The 24597-nt window shown below is 74.8% G+C and carries 23 protein-coding genes; 7 read left to right on the top strand and 16 right to left on the bottom strand.

Annotated features, from left to right (window positions below):
- Positions 1–62 precede the first annotated feature (62 nt).
- Positions 63–2492 (top strand): UvrD-helicase domain-containing protein, encoded by a 2430-nt coding sequence (locus KZX45_RS00400; protein WP_248255744.1) that lies wholly within the window; start codon positions 63–65, stop codon positions 2490–2492.
- A gap of 28 nt (positions 2493–2520) precedes the next feature.
- Here the strand turns inward: KZX45_RS00400 and KZX45_RS00395 are convergent, their stop codons facing one another.
- Both KZX45_RS00395 and hisF read right to left on the bottom strand, forming a co-directional pair.
- Positions 2521–2985, bottom strand: coding sequence for a hypothetical protein (locus tag KZX45_RS00395; RefSeq protein WP_248255743.1), 465 nt, complete (start codon positions 2983–2985; stop codon positions 2521–2523).
- An 81-nt stretch (positions 2986–3066) separates the two neighbouring features.
- A complete protein-coding gene (hisF, locus tag KZX45_RS00390) occupies positions 3067–3837 on the bottom strand; it encodes an imidazole glycerol phosphate synthase subunit HisF (RefSeq protein ID WP_248255742.1) in 771 nt (256 codons plus the stop codon).
- A gap of 75 nt (positions 3838–3912) precedes the next feature.
- On the opposite strand from hisF, the gene KZX45_RS00385 reads away from it, so the two are divergent.
- Positions 3913–4542 carry a hypothetical protein gene (locus KZX45_RS00385; RefSeq protein WP_248255741.1) on the top strand — a complete coding sequence of 210 codons (630 nt, stop codon included), beginning with the start codon at positions 3913–3915 and terminating at the stop codon, positions 4540–4542.
- A gap of 82 nt (positions 4543–4624) precedes the next feature.
- Here KZX45_RS00385 and KZX45_RS20140 read toward each other — a convergent pair whose 3' ends face one another.
- From KZX45_RS20140 to KZX45_RS00345, 8 genes are all read right to left on the bottom strand, one after another.
- Entirely contained in the window at positions 4625–5593 is a 969-nt protein-coding gene (locus KZX45_RS20140; protein WP_248255740.1) for an FKBP-type peptidyl-prolyl cis-trans isomerase, read from the bottom strand.
- A 67-nt stretch (positions 5594–5660) separates the two neighbouring features.
- Positions 5661–7160 (bottom strand): Pup--protein ligase, encoded by a 1500-nt coding sequence (gene pafA / locus KZX45_RS00375; RefSeq protein WP_248255739.1) that lies wholly within the window; start codon positions 7158–7160, stop codon positions 5661–5663.
- The gene (locus KZX45_RS00370; protein ID WP_248255738.1) at positions 7157–7348 is read right to left on the bottom strand and encodes a ubiquitin-like protein Pup; all 192 of its coding nucleotides are present in this window, start codon (positions 7346–7348) and stop codon (positions 7157–7159) included. The genes pafA and KZX45_RS00370 overlap by 4 nt, the downstream gene beginning before the upstream one ends.
- Positions 7349–7437: 89 nt before the next feature.
- Positions 7438–8118: an SDR family NAD(P)-dependent oxidoreductase gene (locus tag KZX45_RS00365; protein ID WP_248255737.1), complete on the bottom strand. Its 681-nt coding sequence runs from the start codon at positions 8116–8118 to the stop codon at positions 7438–7440.
- A 43-nt stretch (positions 8119–8161) separates the two neighbouring features.
- A complete protein-coding gene (dop, locus tag KZX45_RS00360; RefSeq protein WP_248255736.1) occupies positions 8162–9799 on the bottom strand; it encodes a depupylase/deamidase Dop in 1638 nt (545 codons plus the stop codon).
- Positions 9800–9815: 16 nt separating this feature from the next.
- Positions 9816–11546 carry a proteasome ATPase gene (arc, locus tag KZX45_RS00355; RefSeq protein ID WP_248255735.1) on the bottom strand — a complete coding sequence of 577 codons (1731 nt, stop codon included), beginning with the start codon at positions 11544–11546 and terminating at the stop codon, positions 9816–9818.
- 107 nt (positions 11547–11653) lie between these two features.
- Entirely contained in the window at positions 11654–12742 is a 1089-nt protein-coding gene (locus tag KZX45_RS00350; RefSeq protein WP_374112523.1) for a tRNA (adenine-N1)-methyltransferase, read from the bottom strand.
- A 116-nt stretch (positions 12743–12858) separates the two neighbouring features.
- Complete coding sequence (locus KZX45_RS00345; RefSeq protein WP_248255734.1) at positions 12859–14001, bottom strand: site-2 protease family protein; 1143 nt, start codon at positions 13999–14001, stop codon at positions 12859–12861.
- A 151-nt stretch (positions 14002–14152) separates the two neighbouring features.
- Between KZX45_RS00345 and KZX45_RS00340 the strand changes: the two genes are divergently transcribed.
- Positions 14153–15226, top strand: a complete 1074-nt coding sequence (locus KZX45_RS00340) for a PD-(D/E)XK nuclease family protein (RefSeq protein WP_282453104.1) — start codon at positions 14153–14155, stop codon at positions 15224–15226.
- Positions 15227–15235: 9 nt separating this feature from the next.
- On the opposite strand, the gene KZX45_RS00335 is transcribed toward KZX45_RS00340, so the two are convergent.
- On the bottom strand, positions 15236–15976 hold the full coding sequence (locus KZX45_RS00335) for a GAP family protein (protein ID WP_248255733.1): 741 nt from the start codon (positions 15974–15976) through the stop codon (positions 15236–15238).
- Positions 15977–16110: 134 nt separating this feature from the next.
- Positions 16111–16812, bottom strand: a complete 702-nt coding sequence (locus KZX45_RS00330) for an HAD family phosphatase (protein ID WP_248256270.1) — start codon at positions 16810–16812, stop codon at positions 16111–16113.
- A gap of 38 nt (positions 16813–16850) precedes the next feature.
- Here KZX45_RS00330 and KZX45_RS00325 point away from each other — a divergent pair, with 38 nt between their 5' ends.
- The gene (locus tag KZX45_RS00325) at positions 16851–17789 is read left to right on the top strand and encodes a PAC2 family protein (protein WP_248255732.1); all 939 of its coding nucleotides are present in this window, start codon (positions 16851–16853) and stop codon (positions 17787–17789) included.
- A 78-nt stretch (positions 17790–17867) separates the two neighbouring features.
- Here KZX45_RS00325 and KZX45_RS00320 read toward each other — a convergent pair whose 3' ends face one another.
- Entirely contained in the window at positions 17868–18857 is a 990-nt protein-coding gene (locus KZX45_RS00320; protein WP_248255731.1) for a Gfo/Idh/MocA family protein, read from the bottom strand.
- Between the two features lie 372 nt (positions 18858–19229).
- Between KZX45_RS00320 and KZX45_RS20420 the strand changes: the two genes are divergently transcribed.
- From KZX45_RS20420 to KZX45_RS00310, 3 genes are all read left to right on the top strand, one after another.
- The gene (locus tag KZX45_RS20420) at positions 19230–19319 is read left to right on the top strand and encodes a putative leader peptide (protein ID WP_374112503.1); all 90 of its coding nucleotides are present in this window, start codon (positions 19230–19232) and stop codon (positions 19317–19319) included.
- A gap of 129 nt (positions 19320–19448) precedes the next feature.
- Positions 19449–20507, top strand: coding sequence for a YeeE/YedE family protein (locus tag KZX45_RS00315; RefSeq protein WP_248255730.1), 1059 nt, complete (start codon positions 19449–19451; stop codon positions 20505–20507).
- Between the two features lie 47 nt (positions 20508–20554).
- Entirely contained in the window at positions 20555–20785 is a 231-nt protein-coding gene (locus tag KZX45_RS00310; protein WP_248255729.1) for a sulfurtransferase TusA family protein, read from the top strand.
- A 15-nt stretch (positions 20786–20800) separates the two neighbouring features.
- On the opposite strand, the gene KZX45_RS00305 is transcribed toward KZX45_RS00310, so the two are convergent.
- The 3 genes from KZX45_RS00305 to mshC form a co-directional block, all read right to left on the bottom strand.
- Positions 20801–22315: a SpoIIE family protein phosphatase gene (locus tag KZX45_RS00305; protein ID WP_248255728.1), complete on the bottom strand. Its 1515-nt coding sequence runs from the start codon at positions 22313–22315 to the stop codon at positions 20801–20803.
- Positions 22312–23052 (bottom strand): alpha/beta fold hydrolase, encoded by a 741-nt coding sequence (locus KZX45_RS00300; RefSeq protein WP_248256269.1) that lies wholly within the window; start codon positions 23050–23052, stop codon positions 22312–22314. The genes KZX45_RS00305 and KZX45_RS00300 overlap by 4 nt, the downstream gene beginning before the upstream one ends.
- 147 nt (positions 23053–23199) lie before the next feature.
- Positions 23200–24471 carry a cysteine--1-D-myo-inosityl 2-amino-2-deoxy-alpha-D-glucopyranoside ligase gene (gene mshC / locus KZX45_RS00295; protein WP_248255727.1) on the bottom strand — a complete coding sequence of 424 codons (1272 nt, stop codon included), beginning with the start codon at positions 24469–24471 and terminating at the stop codon, positions 23200–23202.
- Positions 24472–24597: the final 126 nt, after the last annotated feature.

Genomic DNA, 24597 nt, shown 5'->3' with positions numbered 1-24597 from the left:
GACCGGCCCGGCACTCCGCGTCCCGACCGCACCTTGCCCACCAGACCCACGAGAGGGGGCCCGTGACCGAGCTCGAGCACGAGCAGGAGCACCTGGACCGCCTGTACGCCCGGGTGGACGAGCTGCGCGCGGAGGTCGCCGCCGAGCTGACCGCCGCCCTGCGCGAGCGCGGCGCCTCGGCCCGCGACCTCGTCGACCGCGAGGCGCGGGTCGACCGCCTCACGGAGCGCGCCGTCGCCCTGGACCACGCGGAGAACGGGCTGTGCTTCGGCCGCCTCGACCTGACCGACGGGCAGGTGCGCTACGTGGGCAGGACGGGGCTGCGCGGCCCCGCCCCCGAGCGCACCCCGCTGCTGCTGGACTGGCGCGCCCCCGGCGCGCGGCCGTTCTACGTGGCCACCCCCGCGGACAACCACGGCGTCCTGCGGCGCCGGCACCTGCGCACCGCCGGCCGCCGGGTGGAGGCGCTCGAGGACGAGCTGCTCGACCTCGACGCCGCCCGCGGCACCGTCCGGCTGCAGGGCGAGGGAGCGCTCATGGCCGCCCTCGCCGAGCACCGCACCGGCAGGATGAAGGACATCGTCACCACCCTGCAGGTGGAGCAGGACGAGATCGTGCGCGCGAGCGCGGACGGGGTGCTCGTGGTGCAGGGCGGGCCCGGCACCGGCAAGACGGCCGTGGCGCTGCACCGCGCGGCCTACCTCCTGTACGCCCAGCCCTCGATCGGCCCGCGGGGCGTGCTCGTCGTCGGCCCGACACCGACCTTCCTGGACTACATCGAGCAGGTGCTCCCCTCCCTCGGGGAGACGCAGGTGGTGCTCACCACGCCCGAGGCGCTGGTCCCCGGGGTCGTCGCGACCCGGCGGGAGGACCCGGCGGTCGAGCGACTCAAGGGCGACGCCGTGATGGCGGACGTCCTCGCCCGGGCGGTGCGCGCCCGGCAGGGGTCCGACCGCGACGTGGTCGTCACCTTCGAGGGCGACGAGTACGACCTGCCGGCCCACCTGCTGCAGGCCGCGGCTGACCGGGCCCGCCGCTCCGGGCGGGCGCACAACGAGGCCCGCCGCCACTTCCGCGCCGAGGTGCTCACCGCGCTGGCGCTGGAGGTCATCGGGGCGGGGTACCGGCTGCTGCAGGACGTCGAGGAGGGGCTCGAGGACGAGCTCGCCGCCGTCGACGCCGCGCTGGCGCGGAACCCGGACGCCGTCCTGAGCCGGGTGGACGCCGCCGGCAGCGAGATCGACGGGCTCGCCGCGGCGCACGAGCTGCCGCTCGTCGAGCGCGACCTGCTCGCGGACCCGCGCGTGGCGGCCGTGCTCGAGGGCCTCTGGCCGCAGCTGACCCCCGAGGGCCTGCTGTGGGACCTCTACACCGACCCCGGGCTGCTGGCGTCCGCCGCGGGGGGCCTGCTCACGGGTGACGAGCGAGCGCTGCTGCGCCGCGACGTGGGCAAGGCGTGGTGCGTCGCCGACGTCCCGCTCCTCGACGAGGCGGCCGAGCTGCTCGGCGTGGACGACTCCGCCGCCCGCGCACGGGAGGAGGCGCGGCGCCGGGAGAACGCCCGGTTCGCCCGCCAGGTGCTGCGCGCGAACGACCTGCTGGTCGAGGAGGGCGACGGCGACGCCGTCAGCGCCGCAGCGCTTCTCAGCGACGACGAGCTCGCCCGTCGGCACGCCGAGACGGACCGGCGCAGCTTCGCCGAGCGGGCGGCCGAGGACCGGACCTGGGTGTACGGGCACGTGATCGTCGACGAGGCGCAGGAGCTCTCCGCGATGACGTGGCGCGCCCTGTTCCGGCGCTGCCCGTCCGGGTCGATGACCGTGGTGGGCGACGTGCACCAGGCCTCCGGCCCGACTGCGGTGGAGCACTGGGAGGCGGCGCTGGCGCCGCACACCTCCGCCCGGGTGCGGCGGGCCGAGCTGACCGTCAGCTACCGCACGCCGCGGGAGATCATGGACGCCGCGGTGCCGGTGCTCCGTGCGCTCGACCCCGCCGCCCGGGCCCCGCTGTGCGCACGGTCGACCGGCGCCGTGCCCACCCGGGTGGTCGCCTCCGCCGGCGGGCTGGCCGACGCCGTCGCGGCCGTCGTCCAGCGGGCGCGGCGGGGCGGGGACCGGGCCGGGGTGATCGCCCCGGCCGACCGCGTCGCCGAGCTCGCCGCGGCGCTGGGCACCCGGCCTGGGGCGGTGGACCTGCGCGCCGACGTCGTCGTCCTCTCCCCGGCCGAGGCCAAGGGGCTCGAGTTCGACGCGGTGGTCGTGGCCGAGCCCGCCGGGATCCTCGCGGCGGAGCGCGGGCTCAACGACCTCTACGTCGCGCTGACGCGGCCGACGTCCGCCCTCACCGTGGTCCACACCGGCTCGCCCCCGGAGGTCCTGGCGCACCTGCCGGCCGCGCCCGCGCGCCAGTCCACGCCGCCCCCGCCCGCGCCCCAGTCCCCGCCGCACTCGCCGCCCCCGCCCGCGCGCCAGTCCCCGGCGAGCAGGCCCTGACTGCTCGTCCGTGCCTCCGGACCGGCACCTAGGACGTTCTCGGCGCGGGGCCGCCGGCGGCCGAGCCTGCCGCCGCCCGCACCAGCGAGACCAGCGCGACCACGATGGCGATGACGCTGCCGACGATCCCCACCACCAGGACCCAGCGCACCAGCAGCTCCCAGTCGAAGGTGGCGGCACCGAAGTCGAACGGGAAGACCTGCCACAGCCGCACCACGGCGACCAGGCCGACGACGGTGGTGACGGCGTCGCCGAACGCCTTGAACCAGGGCGGGTCGTGGACGGCGTAGAGGGCGTTCGCCACGAGCCCCACCGCCATCGACGCGTTCACCGCGGGGATGACGGCGGCGGTGTCCGCCGTCAGGAACGGCAGCACCTCCCAGCCGGGCACGACGTTGACCGCGTAGAGCATCGCCGCGTTGACCACCACGGCGATCGTGTAGCCGAGCCGCCGCGCGCCGACGGCGGGGCGCTCGCGCACCTGCTGTGACATGTGGACCTCCCTCGGGTCGTCCACCTGCCACCCACGCTAGGCACGGGCGACCGGCCCCCGCGAGGGCCGAAGGTCACCCCTTCAGCGGATCTCGAGGCCCGCGGCCCGCATCTCGTCCTTGACCTGGCCGACCGTCAGGGTGCCGAAGTGGAACACCGACGCGGCCAGCACCGCGTCGGCGCCGTGCTGCGCGGCCTGGGTGAAGTGCGCGGCGGTGCCGGCGCCGCCGGAGGCGATCAGCGGGACGTTCACGCGCGAGCGGACGTCGTCGAGCATCTGCAGGTCGAACCCGCCGGTGGTGCCGTCGGCGTCCATGGAGTTCAGCAGGATCTCGCCGGCGCCGAGCTCCGCGCCGCGCGCCGCCCACTCGACGGCGTCGATGCCGGTGCCGGTGCGGCCGCCGTGCGTGGTGACCTCGTAGCCCGAGGGAGTCACGGTCTCGCCCTGGCAGCGGCGGGCGTCGACGGAGAGCACGAGCACCTGGCGGCCGAAGCGCTCGGCGATCTCGCTGATGAGCTCGGGCCGGGCGATCGCGGCGGTGTTGACGCCCACCTTGTCGGCGCCGGCCTTGAGGAGGCGGGAGACGTCCTCGACGGAGCGCACGCCGCCGCCCACGGTCAGCGGCACGAAGACCTGCTCGGCGGTGCGGGAGACCACCTCCATCGTGGTGGCGCGCGCCTCGGCGGAGGCGGAGACGTCGAGGAACGTGATCTCGTCCGCGCCCTCGGCGTCGTAGCGGCGCGCGAGCTCGACGGGATCGCCGGCGTCGCGCAGCCCTCGGAAGTTCACGCCCTTGACCACGCGCCCGTCGGCCACGTCCAGGCACGGGATGACGCGGACCGCGACACTCATCAGTTCCTCCTCCGCGGCCACCTGACCCTCACGCGCCGCACGGTAGAGGCTATCCGGCCGGTAGCGTCGACCGTCATGACGGACCAGGAACCGCGACGAACGCCACGTCCCGACGGCGCCGCCGTCGTCCCGCTGGTGCGTGCGGCGCTCGCGGCACGCCCCGGCCCGACGGCGGACCGCCCGCTCGTGGTCGGCGTCGACGGCCGCTCCGGCTCGGGGAAGTCCGACCTGGCGGCCGACCTGGCCGGCCGGCTCGCCGCCGAGCCGGGGCTGGGCGAGCCCGGCGCCGTCGTCGTCCTGGCGCTGGAGGAGGCCTACCGGGGCTGGCACGGCCTCGCCGTCGGGCTGGGCGCCGTGGCCGCGGGGGTCCTCGAGCCGCTCTCGCGCGGCCGGGCCGGGCGGGTTCGGCGCTACGACTGGCACGCCGGGCGCGTGGACGGGGCGGTCACGGTGCCCGCTCCGGGCCGGCCGCTGCCGCGCGTGCTCGTCGTGGAGGGCTGCGGCGCGGGCTCGGCGATCTGCGCGCCGTTCGTGGACGTGCTGGTGTGGCTGGAGGCGCCGGAGGACGTGCGCCGGGCCCGGGCCATGGCGCGCGACGGCGGCACCTGGGGCGCGCTGTGGGAGGAGTGGGCAGCGCAGGAGCGGGCCCTGCTCGAGGCGCGGGACGCCCGGTCGGCGGCCGACCTCATGCTCCGCACGGGCTGAAGACCCCACACCCCCGGGGGCGATCTGGCGCGCTCCCTGCCCGGCCCCAGCAGCAAGACCGCCGCGGGCCTCACGCTCAGGGTCAGCCGGCGGGCGTCTCCCCGGCCGTCGGCGCCTCCGTCGGCGGCGCGGTCCCCTCCGCCCCGCCGACCACGGACCCCTCGTCCCCGCCCGAGGCGGCGAGGATGTCCACGACGAGCACGAGCGTGTCCGTGCCGTGCGCCTGGCCGGGCGGGATCACGAGCAGCACCTGGGACCCGACGGGCTGGTCGACCAGGCCGTCGCGCAGGCCGTCGATGGTCTCGTCCAGCCGGACGGTCTGCGGCACCTTGCCGCCCTCCCACGTGGAGTCGTACGGCTCGCCCGACTCCCACTCGACGCCGGTGTACTGCACCGTCACGTCCTGCCCCGGGCGGACCTGCTGCCCCTCGCCCCGGATCAGCGGGGCCACGACGAGCGCGGCCGGCGGCTCCGCGTCGGGCACTGCGATGGAGGGGGCGCCGTCGTCGCCGAGGGTGACGGTGGGCAGCCCGTCGCGCGGCGCGAGTGCCTCCCCGCGGGCCTGCGTGTACAGCGCGTCGAGGACGAGGACGAGCATGCGCTGCTCGCCGTCCTCCTCGATCGGCTGCTGCACGAGGATCCGGCTGCCCTCCCGCGCGCCGGAGAGCACCGGGAACAGGTCCTCGCCGACGTCCTCCGGGGTGAGCATGAGGGTCCGGGCGATGCCGACGTCGCGGCCCTCGACCAGGCCGCCGTCGTCGCCGTCGTACGCGGTCAGGCTCAGAAGGATGGGTGCTCCCTCGGCCAGCTCACGCCCGTCGCCCTCGATCAGCGTCTCGACCGTCGCGCCCTCGAGCGGGAGCGGCGGGTCGAAGGTCACCACCGGCACCGAGCCGAACGCGCCGGAGACGGTCACCCCGGCGACCTCCTCCTCGTTCTTGACCGGGTCCTCGGTGCACGCGACCAGGAGCACCGACGTCAGCAGCATCGCCACGAGCGCCGCGATCCGGCTCCAGGCTCCGCGCCGGCGGTTCGTCAGGTCAAACTTCACCCCAGCAGCCTACGTCCCGGCCGACCGGCTCCCCGAACTCCCCCGCCCGTCCGGCGGCGCGCCGCTCTCAGACCCGCAGCGCGGCCAGCAGGGCGTCGACGCGCTCGTCGACCGGGGAGAACGGGTCCTTGAGCACCACGGTGCGCTGGGCGGCGTCGTTGATCTTCAGGTGCACCCAGTCCACGGTGATGTCCCGGCGCTTCTCCTGCGCGGCGGCCACGAACTCCCCGCGCAGGCGGGCGCGGGTGCTCGCGGGCGGGTTCGCCACGGCGTCGGCGACCTCCTCGTCGGTGGTCAGGCGCGCCATGAGCCCGCGCCGGGCCAGCGTGGTGGCCAGGCCCCGCTGCGGGGAGATGTCGTGGTAGGCCAGCGACAGCCGTGCCACGCGCGGGTCGTCGAGGCCCAGGGTGTGCTTGGCCCGGTAGCGGTCCAGGAGCCGGGCCTTGATCGCCCAGTCGAGCTCGGTGTCGACCAGGCTCGGGTCCTGCTCGCGGAGGGCGCGCAGGCCCCGCTCCCACAGCTCCAGCACCCGCCGCTGGACGTCGGTGAGGTCCGCCGTCTGCCCGGTGGAGTCGAGGTAGGCGGTGACGCGGGCGAGGAACTCCTCCTGCAGCTGCAGGGCGCTCATGCGCCGGCCGCTGGCCAGCTCGACGGGGCTGGTCGCCGTCATGTCGTGGGAGATCTCGCGGATGGCGCGCATCGGCTCCGCCAGCGCGAGGTCGCGCACCCGCACCCCGTCCTCGAGCATGCCGAGCAGCAGGTCGGTCATCCCGACCTTGAGCATCGTCGTGGTCTCCGCCACCGAGGAGTCGCCGACGATCACGTGCATGCGCCGGTACAGGTCGGCGTCGGCGTGCGGCTCGTCGCGGGTGTTGATGATCGGCCGGGAGCGGGTGGTCGCCGAGCTCATGGCGTCCCACATCTGGTCGGCGCGCTGGGAGAACGCGTAGGACGCGCCGCCGCCCGCCCGCGCCCGGATGTGGCCGGCGCCGGTGAGGATCTGCCGGGTGATGAAGAACGGGACCAGCGCCTCGCCCATGGCCTGGAAGTCGCGACGACGGCGCACGAGGTAGTTCTCGTGGCAGCCGAAGGAGTTGCCGGCCGAGTCGACGTTGTTCTTGAACAGGTGGATGGTTCCGGGCACGCCCTCCTCGGCGAGGAGGGCGTTGGCGTCCTCCGTCATCTCGTCGAGGATCGCCTCGCCGGCGCGGTCGTTGGCCACGAGCTGGCGGACGTCGTCGCACTCGGCGGTGGCGTACTCCGGGTGGGACCCGACGTCGAGGTAGAGCCGGGCGCCGTTGCGCAGGAAGACGTTGGAGGAGCGGCCCCACTGGACCACCTTGCGGAAGAGGTAGCGGGCGGCGTCGTCGGCGGTGACGACGGCGGGCGGGACGGCGTCGTCGCCGCCGGTGCCGTTGCGGCTGCCCCCGTTACCGCTGCCGCTGCCCCCGTTATCGCTGCCGCCGGGCGCCGGACCGGCACCGCGCGCACCTGCGCCCCGCCCGGCGGGCGGGGCGCAGGTGATGCCGTACTCGGTCTCGACGCCGAAGATCCGCCTCGCCGTCACTGCCCGCCCTTCTGCACGAAACCCTGCACGAAGGTCTCGGCGTTGGCCTCCAGGACGGAGTCGATCTCGTCGAGGAGGTCGTCGACCTCCTGGGTGCGAACCTGCCCGGCGGCGGCGACGGGCGGGTCGATGGGCTCGACGCCCGGGTCGTCGCGACGGGTCGTGCGGCGCTGCTCCTGCTCTGCCATGTCGTGCTCCCCTCCTAGGTGCTACCGATCCTAGAGCGTCTCTCCCGACTCGTCGGGAAGTCGTGGGTCGCCGGCCCCGGTGCGGGCGGTCACATGGAGGTGACCCCGCGGACGCGGTGGCCGACGGCGATCGACTCGCCGGAGATGGCCCCGGCGGTCGGTGAGACGAGGAACGCGATCAGGGCCGCCACCTCGGAGGGGCGGGCCTCGCCCGCCTGGGCACTTCCCACCTGCGGGGTGGGATCCTCACGGACGGTGCCGGGACTGACGGTGTTGACCGTGACACCCGTGCCGGCGACGGAGTCGGCGAGGTTCTTCGCGGTGATGATGAGCGCCGCGTTGCGCACCGACCCCGTGACGTTCCCCGTGACGAAGGCGTTCTGCCCGGCGACCCCGACGATCCGGCCGTAGCCGGCGTCGGTCATGACCGGCAGCGCGGCGTTCGCGACCCGGAGGAAGCCCAGCGCCTTGGCGTCCACGGCCTCGAGCACCTGCCGCGGGTCGGAGCTGCGCGCGGGGTCGAGGGTCTGCGCGCTCGGCGCCGCCGCGACGACGACGCCGTCCAGCCGGCCGTGCTCGGCGAGGACCGTCGAGATCCCCGCGGAGACGGACGCGTCGTCCCGGGCGTCAAGGACGACGCCGCCGCTCCCGCCGCGCGACGCGGCTACCGCGACGGCCCCCTCCGCGCGGAGGCGTTCGACGACCGCGCCGCCGATCAGCCCGGTCCCTCCCACGACGAGCACCACACGTCCCGCCAGCTGCAGATCCATGCCGCCACGCTAGCCCGCACCCCGCCGGGTGCTCGCCGACGCGCTAGGAGACCGGGGGCGCCGTGAGGTTCTCGAGCAGCTCGGCAGCGGTGGCGGACCGTTCCAGGAGCGCCCCGACGTGCGCGCGGGTCCCGCGCAACGGATCGTTCATCGGCACCCGGACGAGGTGCTCGTTCTCCGGCACGTCGAGCACCACCGACTCCCAGCTCGCCCCGGCCACCTGCCCGGGGTAACGGGCGACGACCTGCCCGCGGAACCAGGCCCGGGTGTCCGCCGGCGGGGTGTGCTCGGCGGCCGCGACGTCGGCGTCGGGCAACAGCCGCTCCACCCGGCCGGCCGCGGCGAGGCGACCGACGATGGAGCGCTCCGGGCGCAGGTCGGCCCACTGCAGGTCGAACGCCTGCAGCTTGGGGTGGTCCCAGGGCAGGGACTCGCGGCGGCGCATGCCCTCGAGCAGCTGCTTCTTGGCCACCCACTCGACCTCGGCGGCCGCGCTGGCCGGGTCGGTGGCCAGGCGGTCCAGCACCCCGCCCCAGCGCTCGACGACGTCCGCCGTCGCCGGGTCCACCCCGGCGGCGGGGGCGGCCTGCCGGACCGCGTCGGCGACGACGGCGAGGTACTCGCGCTGGATCTCCAGCGCCGTCATCTCCCGCCCGTCGGAGAGGGTGAGCCGGTGCGTCAGCGTCGTGTCGTGGCTGACGTCCCAGGTCTCCCCCACCGGGTTGGCGATCATCAGCGCGTCGAGCGCCATCGGCACGGCGCCGGACTCGAGCAGCCACAGCACCAGCGAGGTGGTGCCCATCTTCAGGTAGGTGGACACGTCGAAGAGGTTCGCGTCCCCGCCGATGACGTGCAGGCGCCGGAACCGGTCGGCGTCCGCGTGCGGCTCGTCGCGGGTGTTGATGATCGGCCGGTTGAAGGTGGTCTCCAGGCCGACGTCGTTCTCCACGTAGTCCGCGCGCTGGGACATCTGGAAGCCCGGGGTCTGGCTGCGCTGCCCGATGCCCACCCGGCCCGCGCCGCAGAAGATCGGCCGGGTGACGAAGAACGGGGTGAGGTAGCGGATGATGTCGCCGAAGTTCACCGACCGGTCGACGAGGTAGTTCTCGTGGGTGCCGTACGCGGCCCCCTTGCCGTCGACGTTGTTCTTGTACAGCACCACGTCGGGCAGCGTGGGCACCTCGCGCAGGGCGTCCATGGCGCCGCGCATGACGAGCTCGCCGGCGCGGTCCCACCGCACCGCGTCGAGCGGATTGGTGACCTCGGGGCTGGAGTACTCGGGGTGCGCGTGGTCGACGTAGAGCCGGGCGCCGTTGCTGAGGACGGCGTTGTGGGCGGTGGGCAGCGCCGCCTCCGCCTCGCTCGGGCGGCGCACGTGGGTGGTCCGCACGCCGGGCGAGGAGGCGGCGCCGTCGTCGGCCGCGGGGGCCGGGGCGTCGGGGTCGTCGGTGAGCTGGGACGGGTGGGCGGCCGCGCGGTCGAGGCGGAACCCGCGGGCGTCGGCCAGCGGGTCCTCCCCGGCGTAGTCCCACCGCACGTGGCCGCCGCGGCCGGCGCTGCCGGGGTGGGAGGCGTACGCGGCGACGACGTGCGCGGAGAGCACCATCGGGTTCGCGTCCGGGTTGCCGGGCTCGATGAGGCCGTACTCGGTCTCGATGCCCATCGGGCGGTGCACGCTCACGTGTTTCCCTCGCGCTCTACAGGTACCCGGGGACCGGGGTGATCGTCTCGATGCCGTCCTCGGACATCTCGCCACCGAGCGCGACGACGCCGGTGCGGCCGTGCCCGGGGGCGGGCGACGCCGCGGCCGGGGCGCCAGCGTCGCGGCCGAGCGTGCGCAGGTAGGTGATGCGCTCGCCCTTCTTCCCGCTCACCCGGGCCCAGTCGTCGGGGTTGGTGGTGTTGGGCAGGTCCTCGTTCTCGCGCATCTCCGCGGACAGCGCGGCGAGCAGGTGCTCGGTGCGCAGCCCCCGCCCGCCCGAGGCGAGCAGGTCCTTGATGGCCCGCTTCTTCGCGCGGTCGACGACGTTGGCGATCATGGCGCCGGAGGCGAAGTCCTTGAAGTGCAGGACCTCCTTGTCGCCGCTGGCGTAGGTGACCTCGAGGAACTCGGTCTCGGCGCTCGTGGCGTACAGGGCCTCCACGACCGTGTCGATCATCGCCTCCACGGTCGCGGCCGGGTCGCCGTCGTGCCGGGCCAGCTCGTCCTCGTGCAGCGGGAGGTTCGTGGTGAGGTACTTGGCGAAGATCTCCCGCGCGCCCTCGGCGTCGGGCCGCTCGATCTTGATCTTCACGTCCAGGCGGCCCGGTCGCAGGATCGCCGGGTCGATCATGTCCTCGCGGTTGGAGGCGCCGATGACGATGACGTTCTCGAGCTTCTCCACGCCGTCGATCTCGCTGAGCAGCTGCGGGACCACCGTGGTCTCGACGTCGGAGCTCACGCCCGTGCCGCGGGTGCGGAACAGGGACTCCATCTCGTCGAAGAAGATCACCACGGGGATGCCGCGGCTGGCCTTCTCGCGGGCGCGGGCGAAGATCACCCGGATCTGCCGCTCGGTCTCGCCCACGTACTTGTTGAGCAGCTCCGGGCCCTTGATGTTGAGGAAGTAGCTGCGCGGGCCGTCCGCCCGCCCGGCGGGCGCCTCGCCGCGCTCGGTGCGGCGGGCCTCCGCCGTCGTCGCCAGGGAGGTGGCCACCGCCTTGGCGATGAGCGTCTTGCCGCACCCGGGCGGGCCGTAGAGCAGCACGCCCTTCGGCGGCTTCAGGCCGTGCTCGCGGTAGAGGTCGGGGTGGAGGAAGGGCAGCTCGACGGTGTCCCGGATCTGCTCGATCTGCGGGCCGAGGCCGCCGATGTCGGAGTAGTCGGTGTCCGGGACCTCCTCCAGGAGGAGCTCCTCGACCTCGGAGCGCACCACGCGCTCGGAGACGAAGCCGGTGCGGAAGTCCGCGGTCAGGGCGTCGCCCACGCGCACGCCCGACGTCAGCAGCGGGCCGGCCAGGCGCATGACGCGCTCGTCGTCGGCGCGGGCCAGGACCAGCACACGGTCGCCGTCGAGGACCTCCTTGACGGTGACGATCTCGCCGGTGCTCTCGTACGAGCCGGCGCCGATGACGAGGAGCTGCTCGTTCAGGCGCACCTCCTGGCCCGGGTGAAGGGCGCCGAGCGGGACGGCGGCGGAGACGGCGAGGCGCATCTTGCGGCCGCCGACGAAGACGTCGGCCTCGCGCTCGTCGAGATGAGCGGCGAGGAAGGTGCCGTAGGAGCCCGGGGGCTTGGAGATCGAGTCGAGCTGCTCCTGGAGCTGGACGAGCCGCTGGCGCGCGGTGTCGAGCGCCTGCGCGAGCCGCTCGTTCTTGCTCGCGAGCGAGATGGCCTGCTGCTCGAGCTCGCGCGCACGACCCTCGCTGAAGCGGTCGGCCTCTGCCATGACGGTCCCTCCTCGATCGACGCCGACCAGCCTATGCGCTGGCACCGACACCGCGATCACGCCGTCGGGGTGACGCCGGTCTCGGCGGGTGCGGCCGGCGCTCCGGCCTACTCCTCCGGGTGGCTGAGCGGGTCGACCGGTGCCTCGCCCGGCCGCGGCCCCGGGCGGGACGCCATCCCGGTCTGCTCGATCTCCGCCCGGCGGTGGATGTCGCGGCGCACGCGGCGGATCTTCTTCTCCGAGATCGCCCGCTCCCCCACGTCCTCCGGCGTCCAGTCCCCCTCGGTCGGGTAGGCGCCCTTCGCGGGGCGGCGCGTGCGCTGCTGCGGGGTGTTCCCGGGCGCGAGCCGGCGGGTGGTGACGAGGAACCCGGTGTGCCCGATCATCCGGTGGTCCGGGCGCACCGACAGCCCCTCGAGGTGCCAGGTGCGCACCATGGTCTCCCACGCCTGGGGCTCGGTGAACGCCTCGGTGGCGCGGACGTACTCGGCGAACCGGCTCAGCTGGGTGGTGGTCGCGACGTACGCGGTGAGGACCCCGCCCGGCGCGAGCGCGTCCGCGGCGACGGCGAGGTTCTCCCAGGGCGCCAGCATGTCCAGCACCATCCGGTCCACGGAGCCGGGCTCGACGGCGTCGGGCAGAACGTCGGCGAGGTCGCCGGTGCGCACCTCCCAGGCGGGGTGCGGGCCGCCGAACCACGACTCGACGTTGCCGATCGCGATGTCGGCGAAGTCCTCGCGACGCTCGACCGAGATCAGGTGCCCCCGCTCGCCGACCGCGGAGAGCAGGCTCATCGACAGCGCGCCGGAGCCCACGCCGGCCTCGACCACGGTGGCGCCGGGGAAGATGTCGCCCATCTGGACGATCTGCGCGGCGTCCTTGGGGTAGACCACGGCGGCGCCGCGCGGCATGGACAGGACGTAGTCGCTCAGCAGCGGCCGCAGCGCGAGCAGCTGGTGGCCGGTGGCGGTGGTCAGCACCGTGCCCTCGGGCCGGCCGATGAGCTCGGTGTGCCGGAACGAGCCGCGCTGGGACTGGAAGTACCCGTCGACGGTGAGCAGGATCGTGTGGAGCCGGCCCTTGGTGTCGGTCAGCTGCACGCGTTCGCCCGCCCGCAGCGGGCCGCGGCGCCGCGCGGGGCCGCCGGGCAGGTCCGCCTCGGCGCCGCCGGGCAGGTCCGCCTCGGCGCCCGGCAGAGCCGTATCGGCGCCCGGCAGGTCCACCTCGGCGCCGTGCGGGGAGGGGGCGGCCGCCGTGGCGTCCGGGGCGGTGGTCGGCTGGGTGTCGGGCTCGCTGGTCACGACGGGCGAGTCTACGGTCGGCGCGCCCGCACGGCCCGCGCCACCGCGGCGACCTCGACCACACCGAGGACGGTGATGCCGTCGTACAGGACGACGACCGGCCCGTGCTGCTGGGCCGCGCTCACCGCGGCGAGGGCGGCCGCGCCCGTCGTGGCAGTGACCACCTGCTGGGGCGCGAGGTGGCGGGCGACGGCGCTCACCGGCGTCACGGCGCGGGCCTCGTAGGGCACCTCGCGCACGGCGTCGGGGTCCAGCAGGGCGACCGGCCGGCCGGCCCGGACCAGGACGACGGCGGCCGAGCGCCCGCCGAGCCCCGCGTCGAGCTGGGCCACCGTGGCGGTGTCCTCGAGCACGAGCGTCGGAACGGCGAGCTCGCGCAGGTCGAGGCCGTCGGCCGCGCGGCGCACCTCGACGTTGCGCAGCGCCTGGCCCGTGCCTGACCACAGGAACATGCCGAGCAGGAGCATCCAGATGCCCGTGCTGAGGTCCGGCTGCCGCCCCTCGAGGAGCGGCCGGCCGAGGAACCAGAACAGGACCGCTATCACGACGACGCGCCCCGCCCACGCGGCCACGACGGTCCCGCGCGAGCGGTCCCCCGTGACGGCCCAGACCAGGGCCTCGAGGATCTGCCCGCCGTCGAGCGGCAGGCCGGGCAGGAGGTTGAACCCGGCGACGAGCGCGTTGGAGACCATCGCGCCCCACAGGATCACCGCCCCCGGCCCGCCGGGCTCGAGCGCCACCTGCGCGCCCCAGGCGGCGAGCGCCAGCGCGGCGTTGGCGAGCGGACCGGCGGCGGAGACGACGGCGGAGGAGCCCGGGCCGGGCAGGTCGGTCTCGAAGGAGGTGTGCCCGCCCCAGAACGTCAGGACGTACTCACGGGGGCGGGCGCCGAGCCGTTGCCCCGTCAGGCCGTGGGCCAGCTCGTGGACCAGCACCGAGACGAAGAGCATGACCACGAACGCCAGCGTCGTCAGCACCACGGTGCCCGTGCCCAGGGTCGGCACGAGCCGACCCACGAGCGGGAGGTAAAGCATCACCAGGATCGCGGCGATGAGCACCCACGAGGGCGCCAGCACCACGGGGATGCCGCTCACCCGGCCGATCACCCAGCCCGACCGTGTGCGCCTGCCGACGGGCGTGCTGGAACGGCTCATCTCCCCAGCCTATGCGTGACGACGACGCCGCCCGTGCGCGCGCCGTCGGACCGGGGCGGCCACGGCGCCCGGTGCGTCCGCCGCGCCACGCCGTCCACAGCCGGCGGTGCCTTGACCGGCCGTGTCGGTGGCCGGGGTTAACGTGGCCGGCATGACGCAGACGACGCAGCACCAGGCCCCGCCGGTGCCCGGCCTGACGGACCGGGACGCCGGGACGACGGCGGAGCCGGCGCCCCGGGTGGCCCTCGCCGGCGCCGTCGTGCCCGACCACGCCTCCCCCGCCGGTGCCGTCCTCCCCGGGGTGTCGCCGGACGGCATCGCACCGGGCGTCTCCCCAGATGTCCTCACGCCGGACGCGCCCACCCCCGACGCCCCGACGCCGGAGGAGGCCGCCGCGCCCGTCCGTCGACGCGCGGCGATCTCGCCCTCGCGGGCGAAGGACTTCCGCCAGTGCCCGCTGCTGTTCCGCTACCGCGCGGTCGACCGGCTGCCCGAGCCGCCCAGCCAGGCCGCGGTCAAGGGCTCGCTGGTCCACGCCGTGCTCGAGCACCTCTTCGACCTGCCGGCGGCGGGGCGCACGGAGCAGGCGGCCCAGGAGCTCCTGGACCCGCAGTGGCAGGAGCTCCAGGCGTCGCGGCCCGACGTGGTGGGCATGTTCGCCGGTCCCGAGGACCTCGGCGCGTGGCTGGCCGAGGCACGCAGCCTGCTGACCCAGTACTTCCGGATGGAGAACCCGACGCGGCTCGAGCCGGCCGAGCGCGAGATGCTCGTGGAGACCGAGCTCGCCTCGGGCATCCTGCTGCGTGGCTACGTGGACCGGCTGGACGTCGCGCCGAACGGCATGGTGCGCGTGGTCGACTACAAGACGGGCCGCTCGCCGAACCCACGCTTCCAGGACGAGGCGCTGTTCCAGATGCGCTTCTACGCCCTCATGCTGTGGCGGTTGCACGGGCGGGTGCCCGCGCGGCTCCAGCTGGTCTACCTGGGCGACGGCCGCACGCTGACGCACGACCCGGTCGAGGAGGAGCTCGTCGCGCTGGAGCGGGACCTCGAGGGCCTGTGGGAGTCGATCTCGAGCGCCGCCCGCGCCCGGGACTTCAGCTACCGCACGTCCAAGCTCTGCTCGTGGTGCTCGTTCCAGTCGCTGTGCCCGGCCTTCGGCGGCGAGGTGCCGCCGCTGCCCCCGGAGGGTGTGGAGCACCTCCTCACCGTCCAGGGCGTGTGACCGGGCTGCTCAGCCGATCCCCAGCGCCTGGACCGCCCCGCCCGTGAGGTACAGACCGAGGAAGAACAGCACCCAGGCCAGCGCCTCCCGCGAGTTCCGGCTGAGCCAGTCCTCGAGCCTGGCCAGGGACGGGGAGACCCGCTCGTGCAGCACGACGCGGAGGGCGAGCAGCACCAGGGCCGGCGCGATCATGACGAGGCAGTAGCCCGCCAGCACCACCACGCCCGCGCCCACGGACACCCCCGACGTGGAGAGCAGCCCGATCGCCCCGAGGTACGGCAGCATCGACCCGAGCTCGACCGTGGTCGCGGTGAGGGCGAGGCCGACCAGGCCGCGGACGGGCCCCTCCCCCGATCCGGCCCGTGCGCGCCATCGCTCCACCCGTCCCGGCCCCCGCTCCGCCTGCCGAGCCGCGCGCCGCGCTGCCCGCTTCTCCTTGCCGGCCTTCGTGAGCGGCTCGATCGTGAGCCCGAGCACGAGGAGAACCACGCCGACGACGAGCTGGACCATCCTGGCGGCCGGGCTGTCGAGGCCCTCACCGACCTGGTCGAGGAACGCGAGCGCCCCGCCCAGCAGGGCGACGCCGACCACGAGGTAGAAGACGGCGACGGTGGCCAGGAACACCAGGATGCGGCCGGGCCGAAGGCGGCCGGGGGTCAGCAGGAGCCACAGGGGGATCAGGAGGGTGCCGAAGCTGGTGCTGTCGATCAGCGCCAGGACCACCAGCGGAGCGACCAGCTCAGCGCTCATCGGCGACCACGCCTGCACCACGTACGCAGATCAGTCACGCGCCGTAGTTTCGCGAGTCCGGGCGCCCGAGACATCCCCCTGAAGTACCGGTTCGAGGACCTCAGGTCGGAGGGTCGACGGAGCGCGGCCCCTGGTCAGCGCCCCGAGCGTCCCGCCGTCGCCAGCTCGTCCACGCGCTCGCCGTCGAGGATCCGCGCGAGCAGGTCCACGTCCGCGCCCTCGAGCGAGCGCAGCCGGCTCAGGGTGTCCTGCGCGGCCACCTCGACCATGAGCGGCACCGCGATGGTGCGGGCCCCCGACGCCAGCGCCGCGGTGACGCCGACGGTGGAGTCCTCGATCGCCACGCACCGGGTGACGTCCACGCCGAGCCGCTCGGCCGCCGTCAGGTACGCCTCGGGGTGCGGCTTGCCGTGCCGCACCTGGTCGCCCGTCACGACCGCCTGGAACGTGCCGGCCGGGGCGGCCTCGACGACGGCGCCGGCGAAGCTCTCGTAGGACATCGTCACCAGCGCGCACGGCACGCCCGCCGAGCGCAGCTCGCCCAGCAGCTCGAGGGCTCCGGGCCGCCACGGCGCCCCGTTCTCGCGCACCCGCGCCACGACCCCGGCGAGGATCTCCTCGACCAGGTCCTCGGGCGCGCCGCCGATTCCGGTCTGCTCCTGGATGATCCGGGCGGAGGTGATCAGGTCGTTGCCGACCAGCTGCAGCCCCTGCTCCTGCGTCCACGTGCCGCCGTGCCGGGACACGACCGCCGTCTCCGCCGCCATCCAGTAGGGCTCGGTGTCCACCAACGTGCCGTCCATGTCCCACAACACGGCGTCCGGTAGCTGCCTCATGCTCACCCGAGGACCATAGCGGCGCCTAGGGTTGCTCCATGACCAGCACGGATTCGAGCAAGCAGGGGCCCGCCGGCGAGGATCGACCGGACGTGGCCCCCCGGGGGAAGGCCGCGGACAAGGAGCTCCCGCCCGCCATCCTGCTCGCCTCGTTCGAGGGCTGGAACGACGCCGGCGGGGCCGCGACGCAGGCGCTCGACATCGTCGCCGAGGCGTGGGACGCGCACGTCGTCCACGAGCTCGACCCGCAGGACTACCACGACTTCCAGGTCAACCGCCCGCACGTGAGCATGGGCCCGGACGGCACCCGCGAGCTGACGTGGCCCTCGACCACCGTGTCGGTGGCACGGGCGCCGATCTCGGGCCGGCAGGTGGTGCTGGTCCAGGGCGTCGAGCCCTCGTTCCACTGGCGCGACTACTGCGAGGAGATCCTCGAGGTCGCCCGCGGGCTCGGCGTCGGCACCGTCGTCGGCGTCGGCGCGCTGCTCGCCGACGTGCCGCACTCCCGGCCCATCCCGGTGCAGACCAGCTCCAACGACCCGCAGGTCCAGGCGCTGCTCGGCGTCGAGGGCTCGGAGTACGAGGGACCGTCCGGGATCGTCGGCGTGCTCACCCACTTCGCCGCCGAGCAGAACCTGCACACGCTCAGCGTGTGGGCGGCGGTGCCGCACTACGTCGCCCAGCCGCCCTCGCCGAAGGCGACCCTGGCCATCCTCCTGCGCCTGGAGGAGCTCGTCGGCGAGCCCCTGCCGGTGGGCGACCTGCCGGAGGACGCCCGGGCGTGGCAGGCGGGGGTCGACGAGCTCGCCGGTCAGGACCCCGACGTCGCCGAGTACATCCAGCAGCTCGAGGAGGTCAAGGACACCGCCGACCTGCCCGAGGCCTCCGGCGAGGCGATCGCGCGCGAGTTCGAGCGCTACCTGCGCCGTCGGGACAGCCGGGGCGACAAGGGCGGGCCCGGGCCGACGGGGCTGTAGCCCCCGACGGGACGGCCCCACCGGGATGCAGCCCCCGGCGCCCGGTCCGCCGGGGCTCGATCCCCGGCGCCCCCGCCGCTACAGCGACGCCGGGACCGTCAGGCCTGCAGCCGCGGCGATGCGCTCCAGCGTGGCGGCCGTGCGTGCGGTGAGCGCCGCGCCGTCGGCGTCCTCGGCGCCGTCCGTGACGCGTCGGGCGAAGGCGGCCGCCTGCTCGCCGTACTGGTCGCCCTCGACCTCGACGACGGAGGTCTCGCCGTCCCGATCGATCCGGATCCGGGCGGTGCCGCCGCGGTTGTCGGCGCGGAAGACGTCGGGCAGCTCGATCGAGCCGGCGGTGCCGATCAGCCGGGCCTCGGCGCGGAAGGGCGCGTCGAAGGAGAAGTGCAGGTTGGCGGTGACCGCGCCGTACCGGGCGGCGACGGCCATCCTCGTGTCCGCGCCGTCGGGCGTGTCCCGGTGGGCCACGACGCCGAGGTCGTCGGGCTCGGCGCCCGTCAGCCAGCCGAGCAGGTCCACCGGGTAGCACCCGATGTCCCGCAGGCTCCCGCCACCGAGGTCGGGGCGCAGGCGGATGTCGGGCGGTTCGGACCGCGGCAGCGTGAAGTGGAAGGACGACTCGACGCTCACGAGCTCACCGATCGTCCCGGCGTCGAGCAGCTCGCGCAGGCGGCGCAGCTGGGGGTGGTGGCGGTACATGAAGGCCTCGGCCAGCTGCACGCCGGCGTCCGCGCAGGCGGCGGTGACGGCCTCGAGCTCGGCCGTGCCGAGCACGACCGGCTTCTCGCACAGCACGTGCTTGCCGGCCCGGGCCGCGGCGAGGATCCACCTCGCGTGGTGGACGTTGGGCAGGGCGATGTAGACGGCGTCGACCTGCGGGTCGGCGAGCAGCTCGTCGTAGCTCGCGTACGCCCGCGCGATGCCCAGCTCCGCGGCGAAGGGCTCCGCGTTGCCGCTGGCCGAGGCGACGGCGACCACCTCGCCCGCACCCACCCGCCGCATCGCGGGAATCACCTGCTTCCGGGCGATCCGCGCCGCACCGAGCACGCCCCAGCGGATGTCAGACACAGCAGCCTCCCAGTCGTGGACCGGGCCCCAGGCTATCGACCGACAGAGTGGTGCTCGTCCTCCCCGCGCCGGAGAAGCGGTCCGCGGTCCGCGGTGCGGGTCGTGCGGTGCGCGGCGCGCGGACCGGGACGTGCGGTGCGGTGCGCTGCGCGCGCGGTGCCGCAACGCCCGGCTCGGCACAGCCAGCGCAACCACCGTCCGAATCGCGAGACCGGCAGTGGGTCCTGTCCGCCAGCCGGGACGACGGCGGGGCTTCCGGGACGAGGTCTCGACCGCCGCCCCCGCCGTCCGTAACGTCTGCGCCACGCGTCGGCCGCTCGGCGGACGCGCCGGATCCGTGGCACGGCCACGGACGACGAGAGGGGGATCCTGGTGCGCTCTGTGTGCGCCGCGGCGCTGATGCTGCGCTCCCGTCGTCACGTCGACCTGATGCGGGTCTCCTCGGCCACGTGTCGGCCCTGACCCCTCGGCTCTGACCGGTCCGCCCGTCCCTCCGGGCGGGTTCCCCACCTCCGCTCCACCTCTCACGCGCGCCGGCGGCGCGCGGATCGACGCGCGCCCACCCGGCGTGCCAGGCAGACAGGATCATCCATGCTCCTCACCGGGCTTCTCCTCGGCGCAGCACTCGGCTTCGCCATGCAGCGCGGACGCTTCTGCGTCACCGGCGCGTTCCGCGACGTCTTCGTCGCACGCAGCACGCGGTGGCTCACCGCGTTCCTCATCGTCATCGCCATCCAGGCGGTCGGGATCGCCGCCATGCAGGGCATGGGGGTCATCGGCGCCGCATACAAGCCGCTCGCCCTGCCCGCCACCGTGATCGGCGCGCTGATCTTCGGCTTCGCCATCGTGCTCGCCGGAGGCTGTGCCACCGGCACGTACTACCGCTCCGGCGAGGGACTCGTCGGCTCGTGGTTCGCACTCATCTTCTACGCGCTCTCGGCCGCGGTGATGAAGTACGGCGTCCTGGGCGACTTCACCAGCTGGGCGCGCGGCATCACCGTGCCGGCGACCACCATCCACGAGACCCTGGGCGTCAGCTCCTGGTTCCTGGTGGCCGCCCTCGGCGGCGGCGTGCTGTACCTGGTCCACCGCCACCTGTCCGTGCGCACGCTGAAGGTGGCCACGCTGCCGCCCCGCCGCACCGGGCTCGCGCACCTGCTCTTCGAGAGGCCCTGGGGCGCGTTCTCGACGGCGGTCGTCATCGGCGTCATCGCGATCCTCGCCTGGCCGCTCAGCACCGCGACCGGCCGCGAGGCCGGGCTCGGCATCACGACGCCCTCCGCCAACGCCGCGACCTTCCTCGTCACCGGCGACGCCGAGCTCGTCGACTGGGGCGTGCTGCTCGTGGTCGGCATCCTGATCGGCTCGTTCATCGCCGCCAAGGGCGCGGGCGAGTTCCGCGTCCGCGTCCCCGACGCCACCACCACCGTCCGCTCGATCGTCGGCGGCGTCGGCATGGGCGTCGGTGCGGCCCTGGCCGGCGGCTGCACCATCGGCAACGCCATGGTCGCGACCGCCCAGTTCTCCTACCAGGGCTGGCTCTCGTTCGCCTTCATGCTCCTCGGCACGGGGGTCGCCACCAAGATCTTCGTCCTGCGCGGCCCCCGCACGGCCGCCCGCTCCCGCGTCCCGGCGACCGCCGGCGTCTGACCTCCGACCGCACGCACAGCTCGACCCGACCAGAGAGAAGGACCACCATGCCCATCAAGACCGTGCTCGAGACCGACGGCCAGGTCTGCCCGTTCCCGCTCGTCGAGGCCAAGGAGGCCATCGCCGCCCTCGAGGTGGGCGACGAGCTCGTCATCAACTTCGACTGCACGCAGGCCACCGACTCCATCCCGCGCTGGGCGGCCGAGAACGGCTACCCGGTCACCGAGTTCGACCGGCGCGGCGACGCGAGCTGGTCGATCACCGTGCAGAAGGCCTGAGCTCCGGGCGCCGGCCTAGGCCGGCGCCAGCCAGGACAGCAGCAGCAGGCAGACGTCGTCGTGCCCCTCACCGGGCGGGAGCAGGTGCTCGGTGAGGGTGCGCACGGCGTCGTCCGCGTCGAGGGAGCCGGCCTCGGCGCCGATCTCGACGAGCTGCCCGAGCCTCGCCGGCAGGGGCTGGTCCCGTCGCTCCACCAGGCCGTCGGTGTAGAGCAGCACCCTGTCGCCGGGTGCCAGGTCGAGCTCGGCCTCCGCCCGCACGCGCCCCGGGACGCTGAGGCCGAGCGGCGTGGAGCGGCCGTCCCACATCAGGCGCGCGGCACCGTCCGCCCCGAGGTGCAGCGGCGGCGGGTGGCCCGCGCAGGCGAAGCGGAACCGGCCCGTCGTGAGGTCCAGCTCGCCGTAGACGAGGGTCGCGGAGGCGGCGTCCGGGACTCGTTGGACGAACGGGTCGAGCGCGCCCAGCACCTGGGCGGGGCCGACGTCGGGGCCGGCGACCGCCCGGACGGCGCTGCGCAGCTGCCCCATGGCGATGGCCGCCCCCAGGCCGCGGCCCACGATGTCGCCGACGACGACGGCGAGGACGTGGTCGTCCAGGAGGAAGGCGTCGTGCCAGTCGCCCCCGACCTCGAGGGGCTCCACCCCCGGCCGGTACGCCGTCGTCACCACGAAACGGTCGTCCTGCGGCAGAGGGGCCGTGAGGAGAGCCTGCTGGAGCTGGTGGGCGATGGACGCGCTGCGGTCGAAGAAGGCGGCGCGGTCCAGCGCGATCCCCGCCTGCTGGCCGACGGCGGTGAGCACGGCCAGGTCGGGCGGCTCCGCCCCGGGGGCGTCGTCGGGGAGCAGGGAGAGCACCCCGAGCAGCGCTGACTGGCCGTGCAGGGGGACGAGGACGCGCCCCTCGTGATGGACCGCGGCACGTGGCCAGGTCCCGGCGGGCAGCGGCTGGGTGGCGGCGATCTCCTCGCCCGTGGCGGAGTGGGGCGTCAGCAGTCCGTGTGGGTCACGCAGCCAGCAGGTCGCCGCCCGGGCACCCAGCGAGCGGGTGGCGCCGAGGAGGGCTGCCGCCACGCCGTCGCGCCCCACCCCGGCCGACAGCGCCGCGGTGACCTCCTGCAGCACCCGGGTGCGCCGGGCTGCGGTGTCGGCATCCTTCCGCGCGGCCACCAGCTCGCGCTCGTAGCGGGAGCGGTCGCGGGCGCTGGAGATCGACACCCGGATCGCACCGGCGTCGCCCGGGGCCACGACGGCGGTCATCAGCACGGGGAGCCGGCCGTCGGGGCCGCGCAGCTCGAGGGCGACCTCGTCGAACCGGCCCTCGACGTGCAGCAGCGGGGACAGGTGCGTCTCCCAGTAGATCCGGCCACCGACCGAGAGCAGCTGGCTCAGCCGCAGGCGCCCGAGCACCTCCTCGGCCGGGCGGCCCACCCACTGCAGGAACGTGCGGTTGGCGTCGAGCACCGTGCCGTCCGCCGCCAGCGTGAGCAGGCCGGACGGCGCCTCGTCCCACGCGGCCGCACGGTCGGTCACGCGCGGAGGTACGCCTTCATCGCGGAGACGAGCTGGTCCGGCGCGCTGAGGTTCGGGCAGTGCCCGATCGCGTCGAGCACGGCGAAGTCGCTGTTCGGGAGGTTGTCGCGGACGTACTCCCCCACCTCGAGCGGGGCGATGACGTCGTCGCGGCACTGCACCACCAGGGCGGGGGTGCGCACCTCGCGCAGGTCGGCCCGGTTGTCGGAGAGGAACGTGGTGCGGGCGAACTGGCGGGCGAGCGTCGGGTCCGTCCGGCAGAAGCTGGCGGTGAGCTCGGCGCCGAGCTCCGGCCGGTCGGGGACGCCCATGATCGCCGGGGCGATGTGGGCCGACCAGCCGAGGTAGTTGTCGTCCATGGTCTCCAGGAGCTCGTCGATCTCCTCCTGGGTGAACCCGCCGCGGTAGTCGCCGTCGTCGATGTAGCGGGGAGAGGGGCCGACGAGCACGAGCCGGTCGAACAGCTCCGGGCGCTCGCGCGCGGCCAGGACGCCGATCATGGCGCTGACCGAGTGGCCGACGAAGATGACCGGGCCCGTGCCCAGCGCGTCGACGATCTCGACGACGTCCTGGGCGTATCCCTCGAGGCGGGCGTGGCGTGCGCTGTCGAAAGCGGCCGGGTCGGACCCGCCGGCGCCGACGTGGTCGAACAGCACCACCCGGTGGGTCGCCTCGAAGGTGGGGGCGACGAGCCGCCACATCTGCTGGTCGCAGCCGAAGCCGTGGGCGAGCACCATCGTGGGCGCGTCAGCCCGCCCGCTGACCCGCACGTTGTTCCGCCGCAGCACATCCACGGTGCGACATTACGGGACGATCACGACGCTCGGCCCCGTGACGTCCGGCACGGCTCGCCGCGCGACCGGCGGGCCAGCGCGGGCCGGCCGTCAGAGCGCCACGCCGAGCAGCGCGTCCACGGTGCGCCGGACCAGCTCGGGTGCGCCGGCGACCTGCTCGGTCCCGCCGGCGAGGGCGGCCGCGGCCCAGGCGTCGACGGCGGCCAGCGCGGCCGGCGCGTCGAGGTCCTGGGCGAGAGCCTCGCGAACCTGCTGGAGGACCGGCTCGGCCGTGGGCCCGGCCGGCGCGGAGGCCGCGCGGCGCCAGGTGGCCAGCCGCTCGGCGGCCGCGGCGAGGTCGGCGTCGGTGTACTCCCAGTCGGAGCGGTAGTGGTGACCGAGGAGGACGAGCCGGACCGCCATGGGGTCGGCCCCGCCGTCGACGAGCCGGGAGACCAGCACGAGGTTGCCGAGCGACTTGCTCATCTTCTCGCCGTCGTAGCCGACCATGCCGCCGTGGCTGTGCACCATCACCGGGGCGGGGACGTTGCGGAGCACGCGCAGGTGCGACTCGCTCATCTCGTGGTGCGGGAAGACGAGGTCGCGCCCGCCGCCCTGGACCTCGATGAGCTGGCCGAGGAACTTCCCGGCGATGCAGGAGCACTCGATGTGCCAGCCCGCCCGGCCGCGGCCGAGGCTCCGCCCGTCCCAGTCGGGCTCGCCGTCGCGGGTGCGCCGCCACAGCAGCGGGTCCAGCGCGTGGCGCTTGCCGGGCCGGTCGGGGTCGCCGCCGTTCTCGGCGAAGACCTTGAGCATCTCGTCGGGGTCGAGGCCGGCGCCGGTGCCGAAGAGCGGGTCGGCACTGAGGTCGGCGTAGACGTCGCCGAGCTCCGGGTCGCCCCCGCCGGCCCCCTCGGGAACCGGCACGCGGTAGGCGGTGCCGTCGGCGAGCATCCGCTCGACGGCCGCCACCACGAGGTCCATCGCCTCCACGACGCCGACGTAGTGCTCCGGGGGGACGACCCGCAGGGTCTCCATGTCCGAGCGGAACAGGTCCGTCTGGGACTGGGCGAGCTCGCGCCAGTGGACGTCGGTCTCGTCGGCGCGCTCCAGCAGCGGGTCGTCGACGTCGGTGACGTTCTGCACGTACGTCACCGCACGGCCGGAGTCGCGCCAGGCGCGCACCAGCAGGTCGAAGCCGACGTAGGTGTTGGCGTGGCCCAGGTGCGTGGCGTCGTACGGGGTGATGCCGCAGACGTACAGGGTGGCGGGCTCCTCGGCGCCGCGCGTGGGGATCAGCGCCCCGGCGGCGGTGTCGTGCAGGTGCACGGGAAGGCCCTGACCAGGCAGGGAGGGGACGTCGGGCGCGGACCAGGAATGCACCAGGTGATGCTATCCGGCGGGCAGCGTCCGGCTGTCCGGGCGTCCACGCACGGCGCCACCGCCGCGGGATCCCGCCCGACGACGCAGCCCAGGCTCCGCCGTCGGGCGAGGCTCCGTCGTCGGGCC

Source organism: Georgenia sp. EYE_87 (genome assembly GCF_023148685.1).
Classification (GTDB): Bacteria; Actinomycetota; Actinomycetes; order Actinomycetales; family Actinomycetaceae; genus Georgenia.
This window is presented reverse-complemented; position numbering and strand designations above follow the sequence as displayed.